At 41.7% G+C, this 16,550-nt stretch carries 16 protein-coding genes; all 16 read left to right on the plus strand.

The genetic code is table 11. The features are described from left to right. Positions 1-26: 26 nt before the first annotated feature. The 16 genes from J4N23_RS19960 (at position 27) to J4N23_RS20035 (ending at position 16,541) form a co-directional block, all read left to right on the plus strand. Positions 27-971 (plus strand): glycosyltransferase family 2 protein, encoded by a 945-nt coding sequence (locus tag J4N23_RS19960; protein ID WP_207429614.1) that lies wholly within the window; start codon positions 27-29, stop codon positions 969-971. A gap of 49 nt (positions 972-1,020) precedes the next feature. Then, positions 1,021-2,313 (plus strand): polysaccharide biosynthesis protein, encoded by a 1,293-nt coding sequence (locus tag J4N23_RS19965; RefSeq protein ID WP_207429615.1) that lies wholly within the window; start codon positions 1,021-1,023, stop codon positions 2,311-2,313. Further along, on the plus strand, positions 2,310-3,071 hold the full coding sequence (locus J4N23_RS19970) for a glycosyltransferase family 2 protein (RefSeq protein ID WP_207429616.1): 762 nt from the start codon (positions 2,310-2,312) through the stop codon (positions 3,069-3,071). The genes J4N23_RS19965 and J4N23_RS19970 overlap by 4 nt, the downstream gene beginning before the upstream one ends. 120 nt (positions 3,072-3,191) lie before the next feature. Then, entirely contained in the window at positions 3,192-4,292 is a 1,101-nt protein-coding gene (locus tag J4N23_RS19975) for an acyltransferase (protein ID WP_207429617.1), read from the plus strand. Next, complete coding sequence (locus tag J4N23_RS19980; RefSeq protein ID WP_207429618.1) at positions 4,289-5,194, plus strand: hypothetical protein; 906 nt, start codon at positions 4,289-4,291, stop codon at positions 5,192-5,194. Before J4N23_RS19975 ends, J4N23_RS19980 begins: the two co-directional genes overlap by 4 nt. 4 nt (positions 5,195-5,198) lie before the next feature. Beyond that, positions 5,199-6,149: a hypothetical protein gene (locus tag J4N23_RS19985; protein ID WP_207429619.1), complete on the plus strand. Its 951-nt coding sequence runs from the start codon at positions 5,199-5,201 to the stop codon at positions 6,147-6,149. Continuing rightward, positions 6,149-7,114 carry a hypothetical protein gene (locus J4N23_RS19990; protein ID WP_207429620.1) on the plus strand — a complete coding sequence of 322 codons (966 nt, stop codon included), beginning with the start codon at positions 6,149-6,151 and terminating at the stop codon, positions 7,112-7,114. Before J4N23_RS19985 ends, J4N23_RS19990 begins: the two co-directional genes overlap by 1 nt. Beyond that, positions 7,111-8,265 (plus strand): hypothetical protein, encoded by a 1,155-nt coding sequence (locus J4N23_RS19995; RefSeq protein ID WP_207429621.1) that lies wholly within the window; start codon positions 7,111-7,113, stop codon positions 8,263-8,265. Before J4N23_RS19990 ends, J4N23_RS19995 begins: the two co-directional genes overlap by 4 nt. Further along, positions 8,252-8,845 (plus strand): acyltransferase, encoded by a 594-nt coding sequence (locus J4N23_RS20000; RefSeq protein WP_207429622.1) that lies wholly within the window; start codon positions 8,252-8,254, stop codon positions 8,843-8,845. Before J4N23_RS19995 ends, J4N23_RS20000 begins: the two co-directional genes overlap by 14 nt. A gap of 7 nt (positions 8,846-8,852) precedes the next feature. Then, the gene (locus tag J4N23_RS20005) at positions 8,853-10,091 is read left to right on the plus strand and encodes a glycosyltransferase family 4 protein (RefSeq protein WP_207429623.1); all 1,239 of its coding nucleotides are present in this window, start codon (positions 8,853-8,855) and stop codon (positions 10,089-10,091) included. Positions 10,092-10,111: 20 nt separating this feature from the next. Continuing rightward, positions 10,112-11,425 (plus strand): hypothetical protein, encoded by a 1,314-nt coding sequence (locus tag J4N23_RS20010; RefSeq protein ID WP_207429624.1) that lies wholly within the window; start codon positions 10,112-10,114, stop codon positions 11,423-11,425. Continuing rightward, complete coding sequence (locus J4N23_RS20015; RefSeq protein ID WP_207429625.1) at positions 11,422-12,591, plus strand: glycosyltransferase; 1,170 nt, start codon at positions 11,422-11,424, stop codon at positions 12,589-12,591. The genes J4N23_RS20010 and J4N23_RS20015 overlap by 4 nt, the downstream gene beginning before the upstream one ends. Positions 12,592-12,635: 44 nt before the next feature. Beyond that, positions 12,636-13,769, plus strand: coding sequence for an XrtY-associated glycosyltransferase XYAG1 (locus J4N23_RS20020; protein ID WP_207429626.1), 1,134 nt, complete (start codon positions 12,636-12,638; stop codon positions 13,767-13,769). 73 nt (positions 13,770-13,842) lie between these two features. Further along, entirely contained in the window at positions 13,843-14,979 is a 1,137-nt protein-coding gene (locus J4N23_RS20025; RefSeq protein ID WP_207429627.1) for an XrtY-associated glycosyltransferase XYAG1, read from the plus strand. 3 nt (positions 14,980-14,982) lie between these two features. Further along, a complete protein-coding gene (locus J4N23_RS20030; protein ID WP_207429628.1) occupies positions 14,983-15,975 on the plus strand; it encodes an acyltransferase in 993 nt (330 codons plus the stop codon). 23 nt (positions 15,976-15,998) lie between these two features. After that, positions 15,999-16,541 carry a WcaF family extracellular polysaccharide biosynthesis acetyltransferase gene (locus J4N23_RS20035; protein WP_207429629.1) on the plus strand — a complete coding sequence of 181 codons (543 nt, stop codon included), beginning with the start codon at positions 15,999-16,001 and terminating at the stop codon, positions 16,539-16,541. The last annotated feature ends 9 nt before the right edge of the window (positions 16,542-16,550 follow it).

A 16,550-nucleotide genomic window follows, 5' to 3' on the forward strand; every position in this document is an offset into this window, starting at 1 on the left:
AAAAGATTAGGCTTCGAGTTTTCGATATGAATTTAACAATTGCAATTCCCACATATAACAGATATTCCAAGTTAAAACAGCAACTGGACCTTTTGGAAATTGCGAGGAATGAATTTGGGGCGAAGTTTTCTTTGCTTGTGTGTGACAACTGTAGTACTGATGAAACGTCCAGGATTAAGGAGCATCCTGTTTTTTTGACCGCAGATAGATACGTTAGAAATACTTCCAATCTGGGATTGGTTGGTAATCTAAGAAAGTGTGTAACGGAAGCCGAGGGAGATTTTTTATGGATGTTGGGAGACGATGACCCTATTGTTCCCTCCGAACTCGCTCGTGCTACCAAACGGCTTTCACATCTGGAGTCAGCGGAACTTAATTTGATCTTCCTCGATCCGCGTCCATTAAAAGACAACTGCGAAGTGATTGAAGAAGAGGCTTCTTATATAGGTAACAAGATACACGATGACACTATTGGAACTTTGTCATTGTACAAACAGGTAAGAGACACTAACAGTTTGATGCCCTTTTGGATTTCTGCCTTCTGGATACGAGTGGATACCGCGAAAGCTACCGTTTCAAGTTCAGAGATTGGCAGTAAGAATCTGATGTTACCATTGTACCTTTCGGGAAGGGCAGCAAGCCACGGACAAGTAGCTTATTGGAGATTCTATGCAGTCCAACATCGGTGTGATTCCGACTCGTGGAGTGATAAATATAAAAAATTAGTTTACTGGGTTGACTATCCAGAAGTTATTATGAGACTAGTTGGACAGGGTGTTCCAGCGACGGTATTTGAGGACTTCATTGCCGAAAATTCATTTTCAATAAAAAAAGTACTCTCCCTCCTGTTAAAATATACTTCAGACTGGAAGCGTATTTTGACAATAAGTTGGGATTGGTTTTTATTTCGAAGGAGAAGTGACTTAAAAGGATTGCAGGAAGCCTCGGCACCAATAGCTAGGGAATACTAAAAACGACGAGTTAAGACATTTTTTATTGCGGTAGAAGAGAACAGCGATCATGCGGACAGGGGCAGCCAATATTATAAAAACTTCACAGGATAGCAGGTTTAGAGAATGGCTAAAGCTTCTCACTATAACTGGCTTTGCCCAAGGTTTGGTTCAAGCTGTCGGTTTAGTAAGCGGAATCTTAATCATTCGCCTTCTTCCAACTGAAGAATATGCGCTTTATACCTTGGCAAATACAATGCTAGGGACAATGACGGTATTAGCGGATGGTGGAATATCAACAGGAGTGATGTCTCAAGGCGGCAAGGTTTGGAACGATCGGAAAAAATTGGGCGCCGTCCTTGCCACTGGGCTAGAGCTGCGAAGAAAGTTTGCCATTGCCAGTTTTGCAATAGCATTGCCGATCTTAGTCTACCTACTTCGACATCATCATGCGTCATGGCTTACAACTATTTTAATAGTAGTCTCTTTAATCCCCGCATTTTTTGCAGCCCTTTCTGATTCCTTATTGGAAATAGTTCCTAAGCTTCATCAGGAAATCGTACCACTACAGCGGAACCAGGTAGAAGTAGGCATAGGAAGATTGTTTCTTTCTGCTTTGCTATTGTTTATATTTCCCTGGACCTTTGTCGCGATTCTTGCCGCTGGAATTCCCAGAATTTACGGAAATATTAAACTTAGGAAGATAGCGCGTAAATTCCATGAGGATTCGGACTCTAATAGCAAAGTGCGTCAGGAGATCCTAACCGTGGTTAAAAAGTCTCTTCCTATGTGCATTTACTATGTACTGTCGGGACAAATATCTCTTTGGGTAATCTCTTTTTTTGGTGAAGTTAATACCATCGCTGAGTTAGGAGCATTGTCCAGGCTTGCAGCCGTCTTTACTCTAGTTTCAGTAATGGCCAATACCTTGATCGTACCCCGATTTTCTAGGATGGAGGATAATAAGAATAAGTTATTGAAACTGTTTTTGGCTATTCTCCTAGCAGTTGGTCTTCTTTCGGCCTTTTTGCTGCTGATTACATCATTGTTTCCTCAAGAAATTCTTTGGATTTTAGGCGATGAATATAAGAATCTAGGATTTGAACTTGTATTAAATGTCCTGGTAAGCTGTATTGGTCTTTTAGCCGTTATTGGTTCAGGCTTAATTCAAAGCAGAGGATGGGTGTTGAATTCCACCTATATGGTAGCAATGAATATCGTAACCTTGGCTTTTGGTGCAATTGTGTTTGACTTGTCAACTTTGACCGGGGTGCTATACTATAATATCTTGGCAGTATCGGGCCATTTTATCATGGTTTTTTTATATGGGTTATATTCAATTCTAAAAAGTAAACAAGTATGAAGCTTTCTATAATAACCATTAATTACAATGATGCAGACGGGTTAAAAAAGACCTTTGACTCGGTGTTCAAACAAACTTTTAAGGATTATGAATACATTGTAATTGATGGTGGATCAACCGACGAAAGTGTAACTCTTATTAGATCTAAAGAAAGTTTGCTTAGCTATTGGGTAAGTGAGCCTGACAACGGAGTCTTCAATGCTATGAATAAGGGCTTATTGAAGGCACGGGGAGAATATGTCTATATGCTGAATTCTGGAGATTATTTGTATTCGAGTGATGCGTTGGAGAAGGTGTTCGGAGAGGACTTGTATAATGAAGATATTCTGACCGGGGATGTGTACCGTGAGGCAGATGGAAAAATATTTGCTGAAAGTAAATTCCCTGATAAGATTAATTTCAATCTTTTTAGGACGGGCTCGATTAGCCATCAAAGCACCTTTATAAGAAGGAGGGTTCATGACATCGTCGGCTTGTACGACGAAAGTTTGAAGTATAGCGCAGACGCTAAGTTTTTCATGTTAGCGCTCTGTCGCCATAATGTATCTTACAAACGGATTCCCCATTTTTTAGCAGTTTGTGATTGCGGGGGCCTTACCTGTAATCCATCTAATTTCGATGAAATGAAACTCGAGGGTGACAGGGTACTGAGAGAACATTTTCCTGCTTTTATAGAGGATTATCAAGAGTTAGACAAGCTAAAAGGAAGGCGAAGTAGTCGAAGCATTTCTTGGATAAAAAGGTTATTTTTTAAATAAGTTCGGATCTCGGCTAGGAATTATAGCGGGTCACAAAAGGTAGTAAGAAAATTTAGACACTAATCATTTATTGTATTGGTCAGGCCACGATACTTAGCTAAAATATTATACAAAGATTGAATGAAAAAAGAAGGAAATATACTTACTGAAAGTTCATGGGCAATATTAGCGATAGTTAGAATGATTCTCGCTTCTATCGTTTGCATTGGACACTTAGAATATTTCACTATCCTACCGAAGGGTTTTACAGGAATTTTGCTTTTAGGGGGCAAAGCGGCGGTTTTAGGCTTTCTGTTAATTTCGGGTTTCTCTATCGGAAACTCGTATGTTAAGTCTGCGAGGGGGTATTTTAAAAGGAGGTTCTTACGTATTTACCCTCTCTATTTTTTTTCAGTCTTGTTTGCAGTTTTTTTACAAAGTTATCTTGGGTCTCCTTATCGTCTTCCTTACACTACCATGGTATCGGCCGGTGGTCTTACAAGCTTAGTTAACTTCTTTTTCCTCCAAGGTTTTGCTTCAATCACTATTCCGTATAATGGTCCCCTTTGGTCTTTAGCTGTTGAAGTTTTCTTTTATTTACTTGTTCCTTTACTACTGAGATTTCCAAGATGGCTGATATATCTTATAATAGTGTCATCAATGATCTCCTTTAATGTGGTTCAAAAGCAATTCCTTTTTGGTCATTTAGCATTTATCTACTGCTGGGCATGGCTTATCGGCTTTTTAATTGGAGCTTATAGGAAATACGGAGAAGCTTCCTTGTTTTTTGTATTTGGAATCGCTATTGTGTATACTAACAGGACGATAACGACAGAACCTCTAAGCTGGTTAACGTATTTCGCTGTTGGTATAATAATTTTCTATGTATCACTCTCTAATATTGCCATTTCAAAGGCCACTGTCAAGGTTTTTAATTATCTAGGTGAGCTTTCTTACCCCCTCTACCTTTTTCACATGCCTTTATATTTACTTCTATATCACCTTGGTGTACGGCAGGCCGAGATTTTCTGCTTATTACTGATAATTTTGACCATACCTCTAAATTATGTCCTTGACCGCAAATTAAGGACAGCTTTTTGGATACCTTTTACCGAATTCCTAGCAGACAGGGGCAGGATAGCCTTGCAGCTTTTAAAAAACAAAAAAAAAGTTGAAAGCGAGTCCAAAGACGCCTTTCGTGCTAGTTCACCCGTTGCAAATTATCGACAACTAACGAAATGAGAAAAGTTAAATATCAGGGAGCCATTACCAAGATTGTGGCGTCTAGAATAGGAGCTGAAAACAAGGATAAATTCAGTCGGTTAGTAGAAGATAATTTGGAGTCTTTACTTCGTGGAATGACAAAAATTCAAGTTCCAATACAAGTGGTTAGCTTTTCTTCGCAAAAAGACTTTAACGAGCAAATATTATCTATTTTTTCTTTTTTGAAGTATGTAGGAGAACCGAATCTCTGGATTATTTATTCTGATGGTACTCACACTGAGAGACAAAAAGCTTTACTTAATACCTTCCCATTCCTACAACTTAGATGCACGGATTTTGGAAGCCTAAGCTGTGTACATAAAGATAGTTTGAAAGATTATAAGGAGCAGTTGATTGACTACGCTAAGAAACAGCCCTTGGGGAAGAAACTACTATGTTATTTGAATCATAGCATAGAGATGCCTACGCTATTTTTAGATTCTGATATTTTATTCTATTCTCAAGCTACCATTCTACATACTATTATAAAAGAAAGTTGTAATGGCTGGTATTTGCCTGACGACACTTGGGGATGCTTGGATAGCAGATATAAGGAGAAAACCCAAAGGCAACTTTATCAAGCGAACTCCGGTTTTTTTCTAATTAATAGGGAAATAGAAAATTTAAAAGAGGGGCTAGATTTTTTGAAAAGCTTAAATTTTACCTACGAGTATTTCAGCGAACAAACAACTTTTCATATTCTTTTTCGAAGTAATAATTTTCTTCCCCTCGACCCTCGAATCTTTATTCTAAACTCGGGTGACCAGTTTGATTTCTCTTACTTGAAAACAAGGGAGGAAATGGCTATGAGACACTATACTGGGCCTGTTCGGCATAAGATGTGGCAAAAAAATTGGAAGTGGCAGCTTTCATTAATATAGGTGTATGAGAAGAGGGATTTATTTGGTTGCGAATCGAAAAAGTCAGGAAATGTGTGAGAATCTTATTTATTCTATTCGCGAAAGTGGTTGTGCCTTACCTATTCGACTCATACATTTTGGTGGTGATACCATAAAATCTGATTTTATTTCGTCGCAGGTGGAATTGCTATCCTACGAGGACTTTTCGACAGAAGCAAAAAGTTTTATCGCGAATTTACGCACTGTTTTAACTGACTGCCCCCTTGGCTTTCTATACAGGTTTCTTGCCTTATTCGGGGATTGGGACGAATTTATTTATTCCGACAACGACGTTGTCGCCCTTCGGAATTGGGAAGAGATGCTTGAGTACCTGAGTGATTCAGATATTGTTCACGCAGATAATGAATATTTAACCGGGGGGATTTTTAATTATAATCAACCGGAGGAGGTTAAGAAACTATTTGGCAACGAAGCACTTACATCTGCTTTTACCGCCGGGCACATGGCTATTAGGAAAAGTGGGAAGTTGATTTCCGATATAAATGAGGCAATAGAGTGGTTTAAGAAGTATCCTTCCATACCTAAAAAGCACGATCAGGCGCTGCTACACGTGGCTTCATTATTAGGGAATTGGCGAGTTTTGAATCTTTGTAAGCCCTCTTTGGGTTGGTTAAGTTCCTGGGCTGGTGACTATAAGAATAGCTTAATGCTCATTCACTCGCTTCAAAAGGGGAACAAGATTAGTCATTTGCATTATTCAGGAAGCACGCCGCTCGGAAACCTTCCTGTTGAGGAATTATTGCTCTCCAATAAAAGCGCGAAGAAGAGGCTTGGATCTCTATTAGCAGTGAGCCTAAAAGAGTTTTCGGGTTTTTTTAAGTTTCAGTTTTACAGAAACAAGGGAAAGCGGAAGCTAATAGAATTAAAGGGTGAATTTTTAAACCCTAGAGCATCAACTGATCTGAACAATACCTAATGACTTCAATAATTTGCACTCTAGTAGAAGGGAAGTATCACTACGGATTGGCCGCCCTTATTAATTCTCTTGAATTTAATGGATTTGAAGGAGAAGTTTTCGTTGGATATCGAGGTGAGATTCCGGGGTGGGCTGAGAGAGCCGCCTCCCCAATTGACAAAGGTTCGAATGAACTTAGGATCTTGAGAATAGGACAAAAAATTAAAATAAATTTTCTGTCAATCGATACGGCTTACCATTTTACGAACTATAAACCTGACTTTTTGTTACGGGTGATAGAGATTGCGCAGCCCGAAGCGATTTACTATTTTGACCCAGACATCGTGGTAACGGCGCCATGGACCTTTTACCAGGAGTGGGTGAAAGCGGGCATCGCAGTTTCAGAGGATGTTAATTCACCAGTTAGCAAATTTCACCCTAAACGGGTTTTTTGGCGGAAATATTTTCAGCAACACGGTTTTTCCTTGACTTTCAAAGATCAGATATATGTGAATGGTGGATTTTTAGGTCTTTGCAGCAAAAACTTCCCTTTCCTAGATGATTGGAAAAGAATTCAAGAGGCGATGGCTCCTGTAATAGGAGGATTAAGTAAATCTATTTTTGGGGGTAATAATTTGCCAGCAGAGGCGAAGGGCGATTTCGCGCCTTTTGGAAAAACTGATCAGGATGCACTCAATGCCGCTTTAGAGGCATGGCACTCGCAGGAAATAAGTTATTTAGGAAAGGAGGGGATGGGATTTACAGTGGGACCTACGGTGATGGCACATGCGCTTGGCGGGCCTAAACCCTGGAGTAAAAAATTTATTAAAGCTGCATTTATGGGGGTTCCCCCAAGCACCGCAGAAAAAGAATTTTGGAAGAATGCTTCAGGCACTATTTCTCCTTTCCCTCCAGGTAAATTGAGGAGGAAAAAAATAGGGATTAGTCTCGCGGCACTAATAGGTCGCTTTTATCGCCGTAATTGAGGAGAAAAGCAGTGGAGAATGTCTTGAGTAGCTTATTGCTTATATGTGGATCGCTGGAACCAGGGAAGGATGGAGTGGGCGATTACAGTCGCCGTTTGGCTGCGGAACTACAGCGTAGAGGTCAGCGGGTATATATGGTGTCGCTAGCAGACAAAACCGTTTTAGAGGTGGTAACAGGGTCTCAGGTAGAACAAGGTCAGAGAATAGGAGTCACCCGTATTCCCGAATCTTTAGCCGACGAAAATAGAATTAAATTATTAGCTGCCTTGTTAACAAAGATTCAACCTTCTTTGGTAAGTCTTCAATTCGTGCCCTTTTCTTTCCATCCTAAAGGCCTGCCTTTTTGTCTTTTTTATCTGTTAAGTAAAACTTTGAAGCCCTATTCCTGCCATGTGATGTTTCATGAACTGTGGGTTGGGATGGAGATAGGAGCCACGGTCAAAATGAAACTTTGGGGGAGAGTACAAAGGTTGCTGATAGGCGGATTCATAAAGAGGCTGCAGCCGGGCTTGATTCATAGCCACAGCACGCTTTATCTTCAACAATTAGAATTGCTAGGCTTCCATGCAAAGCGCCTACCCCTTTTTGGTAATATTCCTGTCTGCCCGGATAACAAACGAAATAGCGATGAGCCGAAGCTGACCTTTGTACTCTTTGGAATGATTCATTATGGTGCTCCTGTTTATGACTTCACGGCGGAATTGCATAATTTGCAGGCAGAGTTCGAAAAAAAAATTAGACTTGTATTTGTAGGAAAATGTGGAAGCGAGCTCTCTAAGTGGCAGAAGGTAGCTACTGAAGCTGGGTTAGTAATAGAAATATTTGGAGAGCAAAGCCCTGAAAGAGTTTCACGAATCCTCAGCACTGCGAATATGGGGATCTCCACAACTCCTCTTTGGTTAAGCGAAAAGAGTGGTACGGTGGCAGCGATGCGAGAACATGGGTTACCTGTATTGTGTGTTGCCCGTGACTGGAAGCCCAGCGGTGACTTTGAATTTGTTTTGCCGGCGGGCTTGTATAACTATGAGAAAGGAGAGTTAGTACAGTCCCTTCAAGCAATTGAAAATGGATCCGTTGGTTGTACCACGGTTAAATCAGTTGCTGATGTGTTTATTTCTGATGTTCTTAATTATTATCATGGCAACTCTTAGCTACTTGTGGAAGAACAGAAAAAGAGAAAAATTCGGTAGTTTCTCCTTCTTCAAACTCTGGGCGAAACGGATTCTTACCTTTGGTGAATTGATGCGACGAAACAATCGACGAGCGGCGCTTGTCAAGCGCGGCGCAACTATTCACGCGTGTGCAGAAATAGGCGAACTAAGGGCTGAAGGCAGTAAAAAGAATTTAATGGTTGGCGCGTTTTCGTTCATTGGAAAGGCTCATTTAGCATTGCACGACATAATAGAAATAGGAGAAAATGTGTGTATTAACGATGGTGTGCAGCTACTGACCGGCTCGCATAACGTGATGGATACAGAATGGAAACATGTGAGGTCTCCAATAATAATTGATGATTATGCCTGGATTTGTACCGGTGCAATTATTTTACCAGGCGTGACAATAGGACGGGGAGCTGTAGTTGGGGCGGGAGCGGTAGTATCGCGAAATGTACGGGAGTACGAAATAGTAGTTGGAAATCCGGCTATGCCTATTAAGAAAAAGAGGGTTGATCATTTAAACTATAACCCATGTGAGTTCCTGGCGGCTAATCAAGCCTGGCTTAAAAGTTAATACCAGTATGAAGATTACTTTATCCCATCCGACAGGGAACGCGAATGTTAGGGCGGCTGCGGTAGGCTTGGCAGAAGCTCAATTATTGAATCTCTTTTATTCAACTATAGCCTGTACTCCAGGCAGCCTTCTTCATACGATAGCAGGTTTCCCTCCATTTGGTGAATTGCGAAGGAGAACTTTTGAGGGGGTACCTGAGGAGAAACTGAAAACTTGGCCTTGGAGGGAGACTGGAAGGTTGCTAGCTGGCAGAGTTGGATTTTCGCAACTTACGGCACATGAAGCAGGAATATTTAGTGTAGATGCAGTTTATCGAGATCTTGATTTATATGTCTCAAAAAGGATAGAAAAGGAACTAGTTAAATCGACTGGTATCTACGCATATGAAGACGGAGCTGAATACTCTTTTATAAAAGCAAAGAAGTTGGGGTTAACTTGCCTTTACGATTTACCCATAGGTCACTGGCGTTCCATGAGGAAATTGTTAGGTGAGGAGAGAGAGCACCGTCCTGAATGGGCTTCAACCTTAACCGGATTTCGAGACTCTGAAGAAAAGTTAGCTAGAAAAGATAAAGAGCTCGAACTAGCAGACGCTATATTTGTGGCTAGCACTTTTACAGCCCGGACATTAAAGGACTTTCCAAGAAATCTTGCTCCGGTTCAGGTTATACCTTACGGCTTCCCAGCAGTAGCAAACAATAAAACCTACAGCTCAAGTGCTAGCAGGAAGCTTAAGCTCCTTTTTGTAGGGGGACTTTCGCAAAGAAAAGGTATCGCTAATTTGTTTGAGGCTGTGACCTCGCTCTCCGGTCATGTAGAACTGACTGTAATTGGAAGTAAGGCAGTAGATGATTGCGAAGCCCTTAATAAGGAATTGTCAAGACACAGGTGGATACAGTCATTACCTCATTCAGAAATTTTAGACCAGATGCGAATGCATGATGTTCTTGTGTTTCCATCCTTATTTGAAGGTTTCGGACTTGTGATAACTGAAGCAATGTCTCAGGGAACGCCCGTAATCACGACTGACAGGACGTGCGGATTTGATTTGATAATAGATGGAGAAAATGGGTGGCTGGTTGAGGCTGGCAGCACCCTATCCTTAAAAAATAAAATCGAGTCAATATTAAACAATAGAGGGGTGGTTGAAATGTGTGGAAAGGCTGCAATGGAGACTGCAAAGGCCAGACCGTGGTCGGTATACGGAGAAGAGTTAGCTCGAGCGATTGAACTAGTTTTGGGATAGTGACAAAAAGAGAGAGGAGTATGCAGATAGGACAAATTAATAGAGCGGACGCACGACAACTTTTGTTTTTAAAGCGAGGGGTTTGGCTTTATTTTTTTCTTTTAATATTCGAGGGTGCCCTTCGGAAATGGATACTTCCCGGTCTCGCAACTCCACTTTTAATTGTTCGTGATCCTCTAGCATTGTGGCTATTAGTTAAATCAGCTGAGCTGGGTGTTTTTGTCCCTAATTTTTCGGTCAAAACAGTTTGGGTTACCTCTGTTGTCGCTTTCTTTGCGGCCCTGTTTTTCGGGCATGGTAATCTTACTGTCGCTCTATATGGGCTACGAATACTAATTTTGCACTTCCCATTAATGTTTGTGATCGGCCAAGTGTTTAATAGGGAAGATGCGATAGAACTTGGGGTTGTGCTCCTTTGGATTAATATAGGGATGACCCTACTTGTAGCAGTTCAATTCTTCAGCCCGCAAACAGCTTGGGTAAATCGAGGAGTAGGGGGGGACGCTGAAGGTTCTGGTTTTTTTGGAACAAGTGATTACTACCGGGTTCCGGGTACTTTCTCATTTACAAACGGCCTTTCCATATTTTATGGACTTGTAGCGAGCTATGTTTTTTATTTTTGGATGGACTTAAAAAACGAGAAACTCAAGAAATGGGTGCTAATTGCTTCTACCATTAGTCTATTGGCTGCTATTCCTTTAAGCATTAGCCGAACTGTACTTTTTGAAATTTTATTGTCGTTTGCTTTTCTCTGTGCAATTGTTGTGACAAAGCCACAAATTTTAGGGCGGATTGTTTTGGCATTAGCTGGCATTTTCCTAATACTCGCAGTCTTGAGTAATTTTGACTTCTTCAGAACTTCTTCATCTGCTTTTACTGAACGCTTCACGAACGCTAACGAGTCAGAAGGAGGCGTAGAGGGAGTATTCGTTGACCGATTTTTGGGGGGGATGCTTGCTGCTCTTTCTAATGATGCTGCTCCATCTTTTTGGGGGTATGGACTTGGTATGGGTACTAACGCAGGAGCTAAACTGATGACTGGAACTAGAACTTTTTTGATTTCTGAAGGGGAATGGGGGCGGTTGATTGGCGAAATGGGGCTGTACTTGGGCTTGATTATTATTTTAGTCCGGCTTTTTTTTATTACTGAAGTATTTAGTAAGAGCTGGAGGGCTGTCCGAGTGAGGAATTATCTCCCCTGGCTCCTGTTGAGTTTTGGGTTAATTCTCATTCTACAGGGCCAGTGGGCTCAACCGACAGCCCTTGGCTTCAGTACTTTGGCGGGTGGACTTATTCTCGCCTCTTTAAATTACCGCGATAAAAAAAGCGAATGAAGATTATTTTTTTTACTCATCCTACTTTTATTGAGTCCCAAAGCATGCCCCGATATGCCAGTTGGCTAGCAAGGGGCATGAGGGAGAAGGGGCATCAGGTCGAATTGTGGGCTCCTCAGCCTCAATTCTTTCGTACTTCGTTACCGCAGAAGCTGAAAAAGTGGGCGGGTTATTTAGACCAATATATTATTTTTCCTAACGTAGTTAGAGCTCGGTTAAAAGAACTTGAAGAGGATACACTCTTTGTTTTTACTGATCACGCATTAGGCCCCTGGGTGCCTCTTGTCAGTTCGAGAAAACACGTTATCCATTGTCACGATTTTTTGGCGCAAAGGAGCGCATTGGGAGAAATTCTAGAGAATAAAACCAAATTTACAGGTCAACTCTATCAAAAATATATCCGAAAGGGATATCAACAGGGTAAGAACTTTATTTCCATTTCTAATCAAACTCGACAAGACCTGCACAGCTTTCTGGAGCGGATTCCGGAATTATCGGAAGTGATTTATAACGGACTTACCGGCACTTTTATGCCTTCTCAGGATGTCTGCGCTGACCGAAGAGATTTATCTGCTTCTTTCGGATTAGATGTGAATAGTGGTTTTTTACTTCACGTGGGAGGTAATCAATGGTATAAAAACCGGGTAGGGGTAGTTCGATTGTATAACCAATGGCGCAATGCTATCTCCAATCCAATCCCACTTCTACTTGTCGGTTCCACCCCTGATAGCCGTCTGCGTGCCGCAATTGAAAATAGCCCCTATAGAAAGGATATTGGCACTTTGGAAGGAGTAGATGATGCGGTAGTGAAAAAGCTATACAGAAGTGCCACTGTTTTTTTATTTCCGTCGCTGGCAGAAGGGTTCGGATGGCCAATAATCGAGGCAATGAGTTCAGGCGTTCCCGTCCTTACAACTGGGGAGGCCCCCATGACAGAAGTGGGCGGAGATGCTGCAACTTATATCAGGCGAATGCCTGCTTCGGAGCAGGAGATCAATCATTGGGCCAGTGAGGGGGCAAAGGTGCTAAACGACCTTATTGAAAGATCTGTTGAGGAAAGAGGAAAGCTAGTCGAGAAGGGCTTTCGCCAAGCGGCGAAATTTAGGTCAGAAATTGCACTGGATAGAATCGAAGAGATTTATCGACAAATAGTGAAGAAGCCTTGAAGGAGTAAGAATAACTAATCTTCGGTTAGTCCGTATAAGTCGTTATGAAAGTTTTGCATATAGTTCCATCTTACAAGCCCGCCTATGTCTATGGCGGGCCTATAGAGTCTATCGCTAAACTTTGTGAGGGTTTGGCAGCAATGGGGAACGAAATTCATGTACTTACCACAACTGCAAACGGTGAAAAGGAATTAAATATTGAACCAGGAACGACGAAGGAGGTAGACGGGGTTAAAGTCACTTATTTTAGGCGGGTCACGAAAGATCCAACTCATGCTTCTCCGGCTTTGTGGATTCATCTTTTTAAGAATGTGAAGCACTACGATCTTGTTCATATCCATTCCTGGTGGAACCTCTTGGTAATAGTTTCTGCGCTCATCTGCCACCTGCAGTCGGTGAAATTGGTGGTGGCTCCGAGAGGAATGCTGAGTAAATATATCTTTAACTCTTCTTTTTCTATTCTTAAAAAGCTAATTCATTATACGATAGGTTCAAAAATTCTCTCCAAGAGCTATTATCATGCGACATCAGAAGCGGAAAAGGAGGAGTGTGAGCGGTTGATTGGAGGTTGGAAAGGCTTTGTGGTCCCTAATATTCTGGATCTACCCGATGAGCCTATTGAGAAAAGTACTGAGCCTCAACTGCGTCTTCTTTTTCTTTCCAGGCTTCATCCAAAGAAAGGCCTTGAATTGTTGATCGAATCACTCAGTACGATTAGGTTTCCCTTCTCCTTGACTATTGCGGGCTCCGGCGAGGAGCAATACGTTGATGAATTAAAAGCACTTGCTCAGTATCATCATGTTGAGGACCGGATAACCTGGAAGGGATGGATCAGCCGAGAAGATAAATACGGAGAATTACAGAAGGCAGATGTATTCGTATTGGTGTCACACAACGAGAATTTCGCAAATTCAGTTATTGAAGCCTTGCATATGGGTACCGCTGTCCTGGTGTCTGAAGGAGTTGCTTTAGCTGGTTTTGTGAGGGAGCATGATTTGGGATGGGTTTGCCCACGAGACCTAAACAGTATAGCAGCAGCCGTTCAGGATGCGTACTTAAATAAAGAAAAGAATATGAGGATATGTCGCACATCGCGGGAGATAGTTCAGCAGGTATTTTCAGAGGAACGAGTATTGAATAGCTATATTCAGGAGTATCAATCGTTGTTACTTACATAGAAAAAATGATTCCTTATTTGCTGAAAGATAAACAAGAAAAACTAGGGATGACCAAACTTTACTTTATCGGTTAATGAAAATCTTATTTATAGTTCCTTCCTATAAGCCCGCTTATATATATGGAGGACCCGTCGTCGTAATAGCGATGTTGGCCGAGAATCTTGTGAAGTTGGGACATTCGGTTACCGTATATACTACCACCGCAAACGGAAAGGCGGAGCTTAATGTTGAGCCGGGAAGGGAGTTGACGGTTGAGGGCGTATCGGTAACGTATTTTAAGCGCTTAACTGGGGACCATACTCATCTTTCTTTTGATCTTTGGATGAAGCTTCGCTCCTCTGCTGCACAATTTGATGTGGTTCATATTCATTCCTGGTGGAACGTGCTCGCTATCGGCGCGGCCCTTGTTTGCTATACCAAGGGCATAAGGCCGATCCTATCCCCGCATGGTATGTTTAGCGATTATATCCTGAAAACAAATAACTCTATCCTAAAGAAGTTGGTGCATGGACTAATCGGTAAAAAGCTCCTGAACAATTCTTATTTACACGTGTCCACTGACATGGAGTTGGAGGAGTCTCGTAAAATCATAGCTGACTGGGAGGCAACTATTATTGCAAACCCTGTAAAACTTTCTGCAACCGGTTATCAGAAAGCCACGAATACAGATTTTACTATCGGTTTTTTATCTAGGATAGACCCGAAAAAGGGATTGGATATCTTGTTAGACGCGCTCGCAGAGGTAAGTTTCAACTTTAAATTATTAGTGGCGGGAGATGGAGAGCCTGAGTATATTCAATCGCTGAAAAACCAGGCGACCCAATTAGGAATACAGAATCAAATTGAATGGGTAGGATGGATGTCGGGAGAGGAAAAGTTTAGTTTTTTATCAGGACTCGATCTTTTTGCCCTTACTTCTCATAGTGAGAATTTTGCTATTGTCGTCATTGAGGCACTCTCAGTAGGGACTTCTGTTATGATTACAGATAGAGTCGGCCTTTGTAAATTTGTTCAGGATAATGACTTTGGCTGGGTTACCGGATTAGACGCTTTTACTGTATCGCAAGCTCTTGAAAGTGCTTTCCTCGACATCACCAAGCGTCTAAGGATTGCAGAAGATGTACCTCAAAAGATTGCGTTGGAGTACGATGAGTTGAACCTGGCTAAAAAATATGTGGAGATGTACGAGAAAGCCTCGCTCAAAGATTAAAATATGAGTAGTTCTGCCAGAAATACTACAGTAGACTTCTTTCGGGTACTGGCATGTGTAGGCGTAATTGCAATTCACGTTCCTTTCGATACTTGGGGTGCAGAGGCCTATAACAAACTTTTCTGGCCCCTTTGCGTGCCCTATTTTTATCTTACCTCTCTCACTTATTTCTCAGAAGCGGCGAAACGCAAGCGAGATAGCAGGTTGATTACGCGTGTAGCTCAGCGTATTTTGCTGCCTTATTTATCCTGGAGTGTTATTTATCTGTTACTGGTTTTGCTGAATTATAAGGTTACCGGAAAGGACTTGGATTTAAATGTGCTGAAGCTGCTTTTTTACGGTGAAAGCGCAGTGCATCTCTATTTTCTGCCCTTACTGTTTATTATGCAAATTACCTTAATCGGAATCTTCCTGCTATTCAATAATCCACGAAGTATTGTCACAGGACTCTATTGTATACTGCTTGTCGCAGCTTATCTGGGGCTCGGAAATAGCATCGGTACTTTTGCTGTAAACTATAGTACAGGTATCGGGATTTTAATTTTTGTTGGTGCGTCGTTGATTTTCGACAAACTAAAGCTAGTAAGGAAAATTGGGCCAGATTTGAAACTGGTATTTCTGGGAATGGCAATGGTTGTTGCTGCGGTCTCCGCGAACGTTTATAGCTATAGTTTAACTCTGATGAATTACCCAATGATACTGCCCCTCGGAGGGATTGGTTTATTTTTTACTGCATCTGGTTACCCCACGTTTAGCTCTTCCGTGATTATTAGAACGCTTGCTGATGCTTCCTACGGGATTTATTTAATTCATATTGTATTTCTCGAGGGTTTTCAGGTACTGGAGAGTCGACTGCTACCTTTTACTCCCCAGTATACTTTTTTTTACAAAGCCCTTTATATAATTGTGGTATTTTTTTGCTCTCTAATAACCGTGCAGGTTCTTAGGAAAAATGCGATTTCTCGCATTGCTCTACTGGGGGAAGGAAAAAAATAGTAATATTTGTGGTTCTACAAACAATGAATAACTCAGATACGTCAACTGGTCCTTCTTTTTCTTTAGGTAATCGTTTACTCCGGCTTATATGGAATGTGGCATATATATTACTATTTCGATTTAGTCCCAGGCCCCTTCACCCTTGGCGTGCCGTTCTATTGAGGATGTTTGGCGCCAAAGTTGGGAGAGGAGTGCACGTATACCCCGCTGTAAAGGTCTGGGCTCCATGGAATGTAGATCTGGGTGATCAGTGTGGGATAGGAGATGGCGTAACCCTATATTCCCAGGGTAAAATCACTATTGGGAAGTTGGCCGTCGTGTCGCAAGGTACTCATCTATGCGCCGGTACTCATGATTACACAAAGGCAGGCTTCCCGCTTTTAACAGCTCCAATTTCTATCGGCGAGCGGGCATGGCTGGCGGCAGAGGTATTTGTTCATCCTGGCATTAGCATAGGTGAGGGTTGTGTGGTAGGTGCAAGATCTGTGGTAACAAAGGATATGCCCGCCTGGCAGGTATGTGCCGGACATCCTTGCAAACCATTGAAAGAACGAAAGTATGAGTAGTAGCTTTAA

It is taken from the genome of Pedobacter sp. SYSU D00535, from assembly GCF_017355855.1.
Taxonomy (GTDB): domain Bacteria; phylum Bacteroidota; class Bacteroidia; order Sphingobacteriales; family Sphingobacteriaceae; genus Desertivirga.

Excerpts from the sequence above, each read along its gene's own strand:
- J4N23_RS20035 (WP_207429629.1), top strand. The coding sequence starts at position 15,999 with ATGAATAACTCAGATACGTCAACTGGTCCTTCTTTTTCTTTAGGTAAT.
- J4N23_RS20005 (WP_207429623.1), top strand. The coding sequence starts at position 8,853 with ATGAAGATTACTTTATCCCATCCGACAGGGAACGCGAATGTTAGGGCG.
- J4N23_RS19960 (WP_207429614.1), top strand. The coding sequence starts at position 27 with ATGAATTTAACAATTGCAATTCCCACATATAACAGATATTCCAAGTTA.
- J4N23_RS20030 (WP_207429628.1), top strand. The coding sequence starts at position 14,983 with ATGAGTAGTTCTGCCAGAAATACTACAGTAGACTTCTTTCGGGTACTG.
- J4N23_RS19985 (WP_207429619.1), top strand. The coding sequence starts at position 5,199 with ATGAGAAGAGGGATTTATTTGGTTGCGAATCGAAAAAGTCAGGAAATG.
- J4N23_RS20010 (WP_207429624.1), top strand. The coding sequence starts at position 10,112 with ATGCAGATAGGACAAATTAATAGAGCGGACGCACGACAACTTTTGTTT.
- J4N23_RS19990 (WP_207429620.1), top strand. The coding sequence starts at position 6,149 with ATGACTTCAATAATTTGCACTCTAGTAGAAGGGAAGTATCACTACGGA.
- J4N23_RS19965 (WP_207429615.1), top strand. The coding sequence starts at position 1,021 with ATGCGGACAGGGGCAGCCAATATTATAAAAACTTCACAGGATAGCAGG.
- J4N23_RS20000 (WP_207429622.1), top strand. The coding sequence starts at position 8,252 with ATGGCAACTCTTAGCTACTTGTGGAAGAACAGAAAAAGAGAAAAATTC.
- J4N23_RS20020 (WP_207429626.1), top strand. The coding sequence starts at position 12,636 with ATGAAAGTTTTGCATATAGTTCCATCTTACAAGCCCGCCTATGTCTAT.
- J4N23_RS19970 (WP_207429616.1), top strand. The coding sequence starts at position 2,310 with ATGAAGCTTTCTATAATAACCATTAATTACAATGATGCAGACGGGTTA.
- J4N23_RS20015 (WP_207429625.1), top strand. The coding sequence starts at position 11,422 with ATGAAGATTATTTTTTTTACTCATCCTACTTTTATTGAGTCCCAAAGC.
- J4N23_RS20025 (WP_207429627.1), top strand. The coding sequence starts at position 13,843 with ATGAAAATCTTATTTATAGTTCCTTCCTATAAGCCCGCTTATATATAT.
- J4N23_RS19980 (WP_207429618.1), top strand. The coding sequence starts at position 4,289 with ATGAGAAAAGTTAAATATCAGGGAGCCATTACCAAGATTGTGGCGTCT.
- J4N23_RS19975 (WP_207429617.1), top strand. The coding sequence starts at position 3,192 with ATGAAAAAAGAAGGAAATATACTTACTGAAAGTTCATGGGCAATATTA.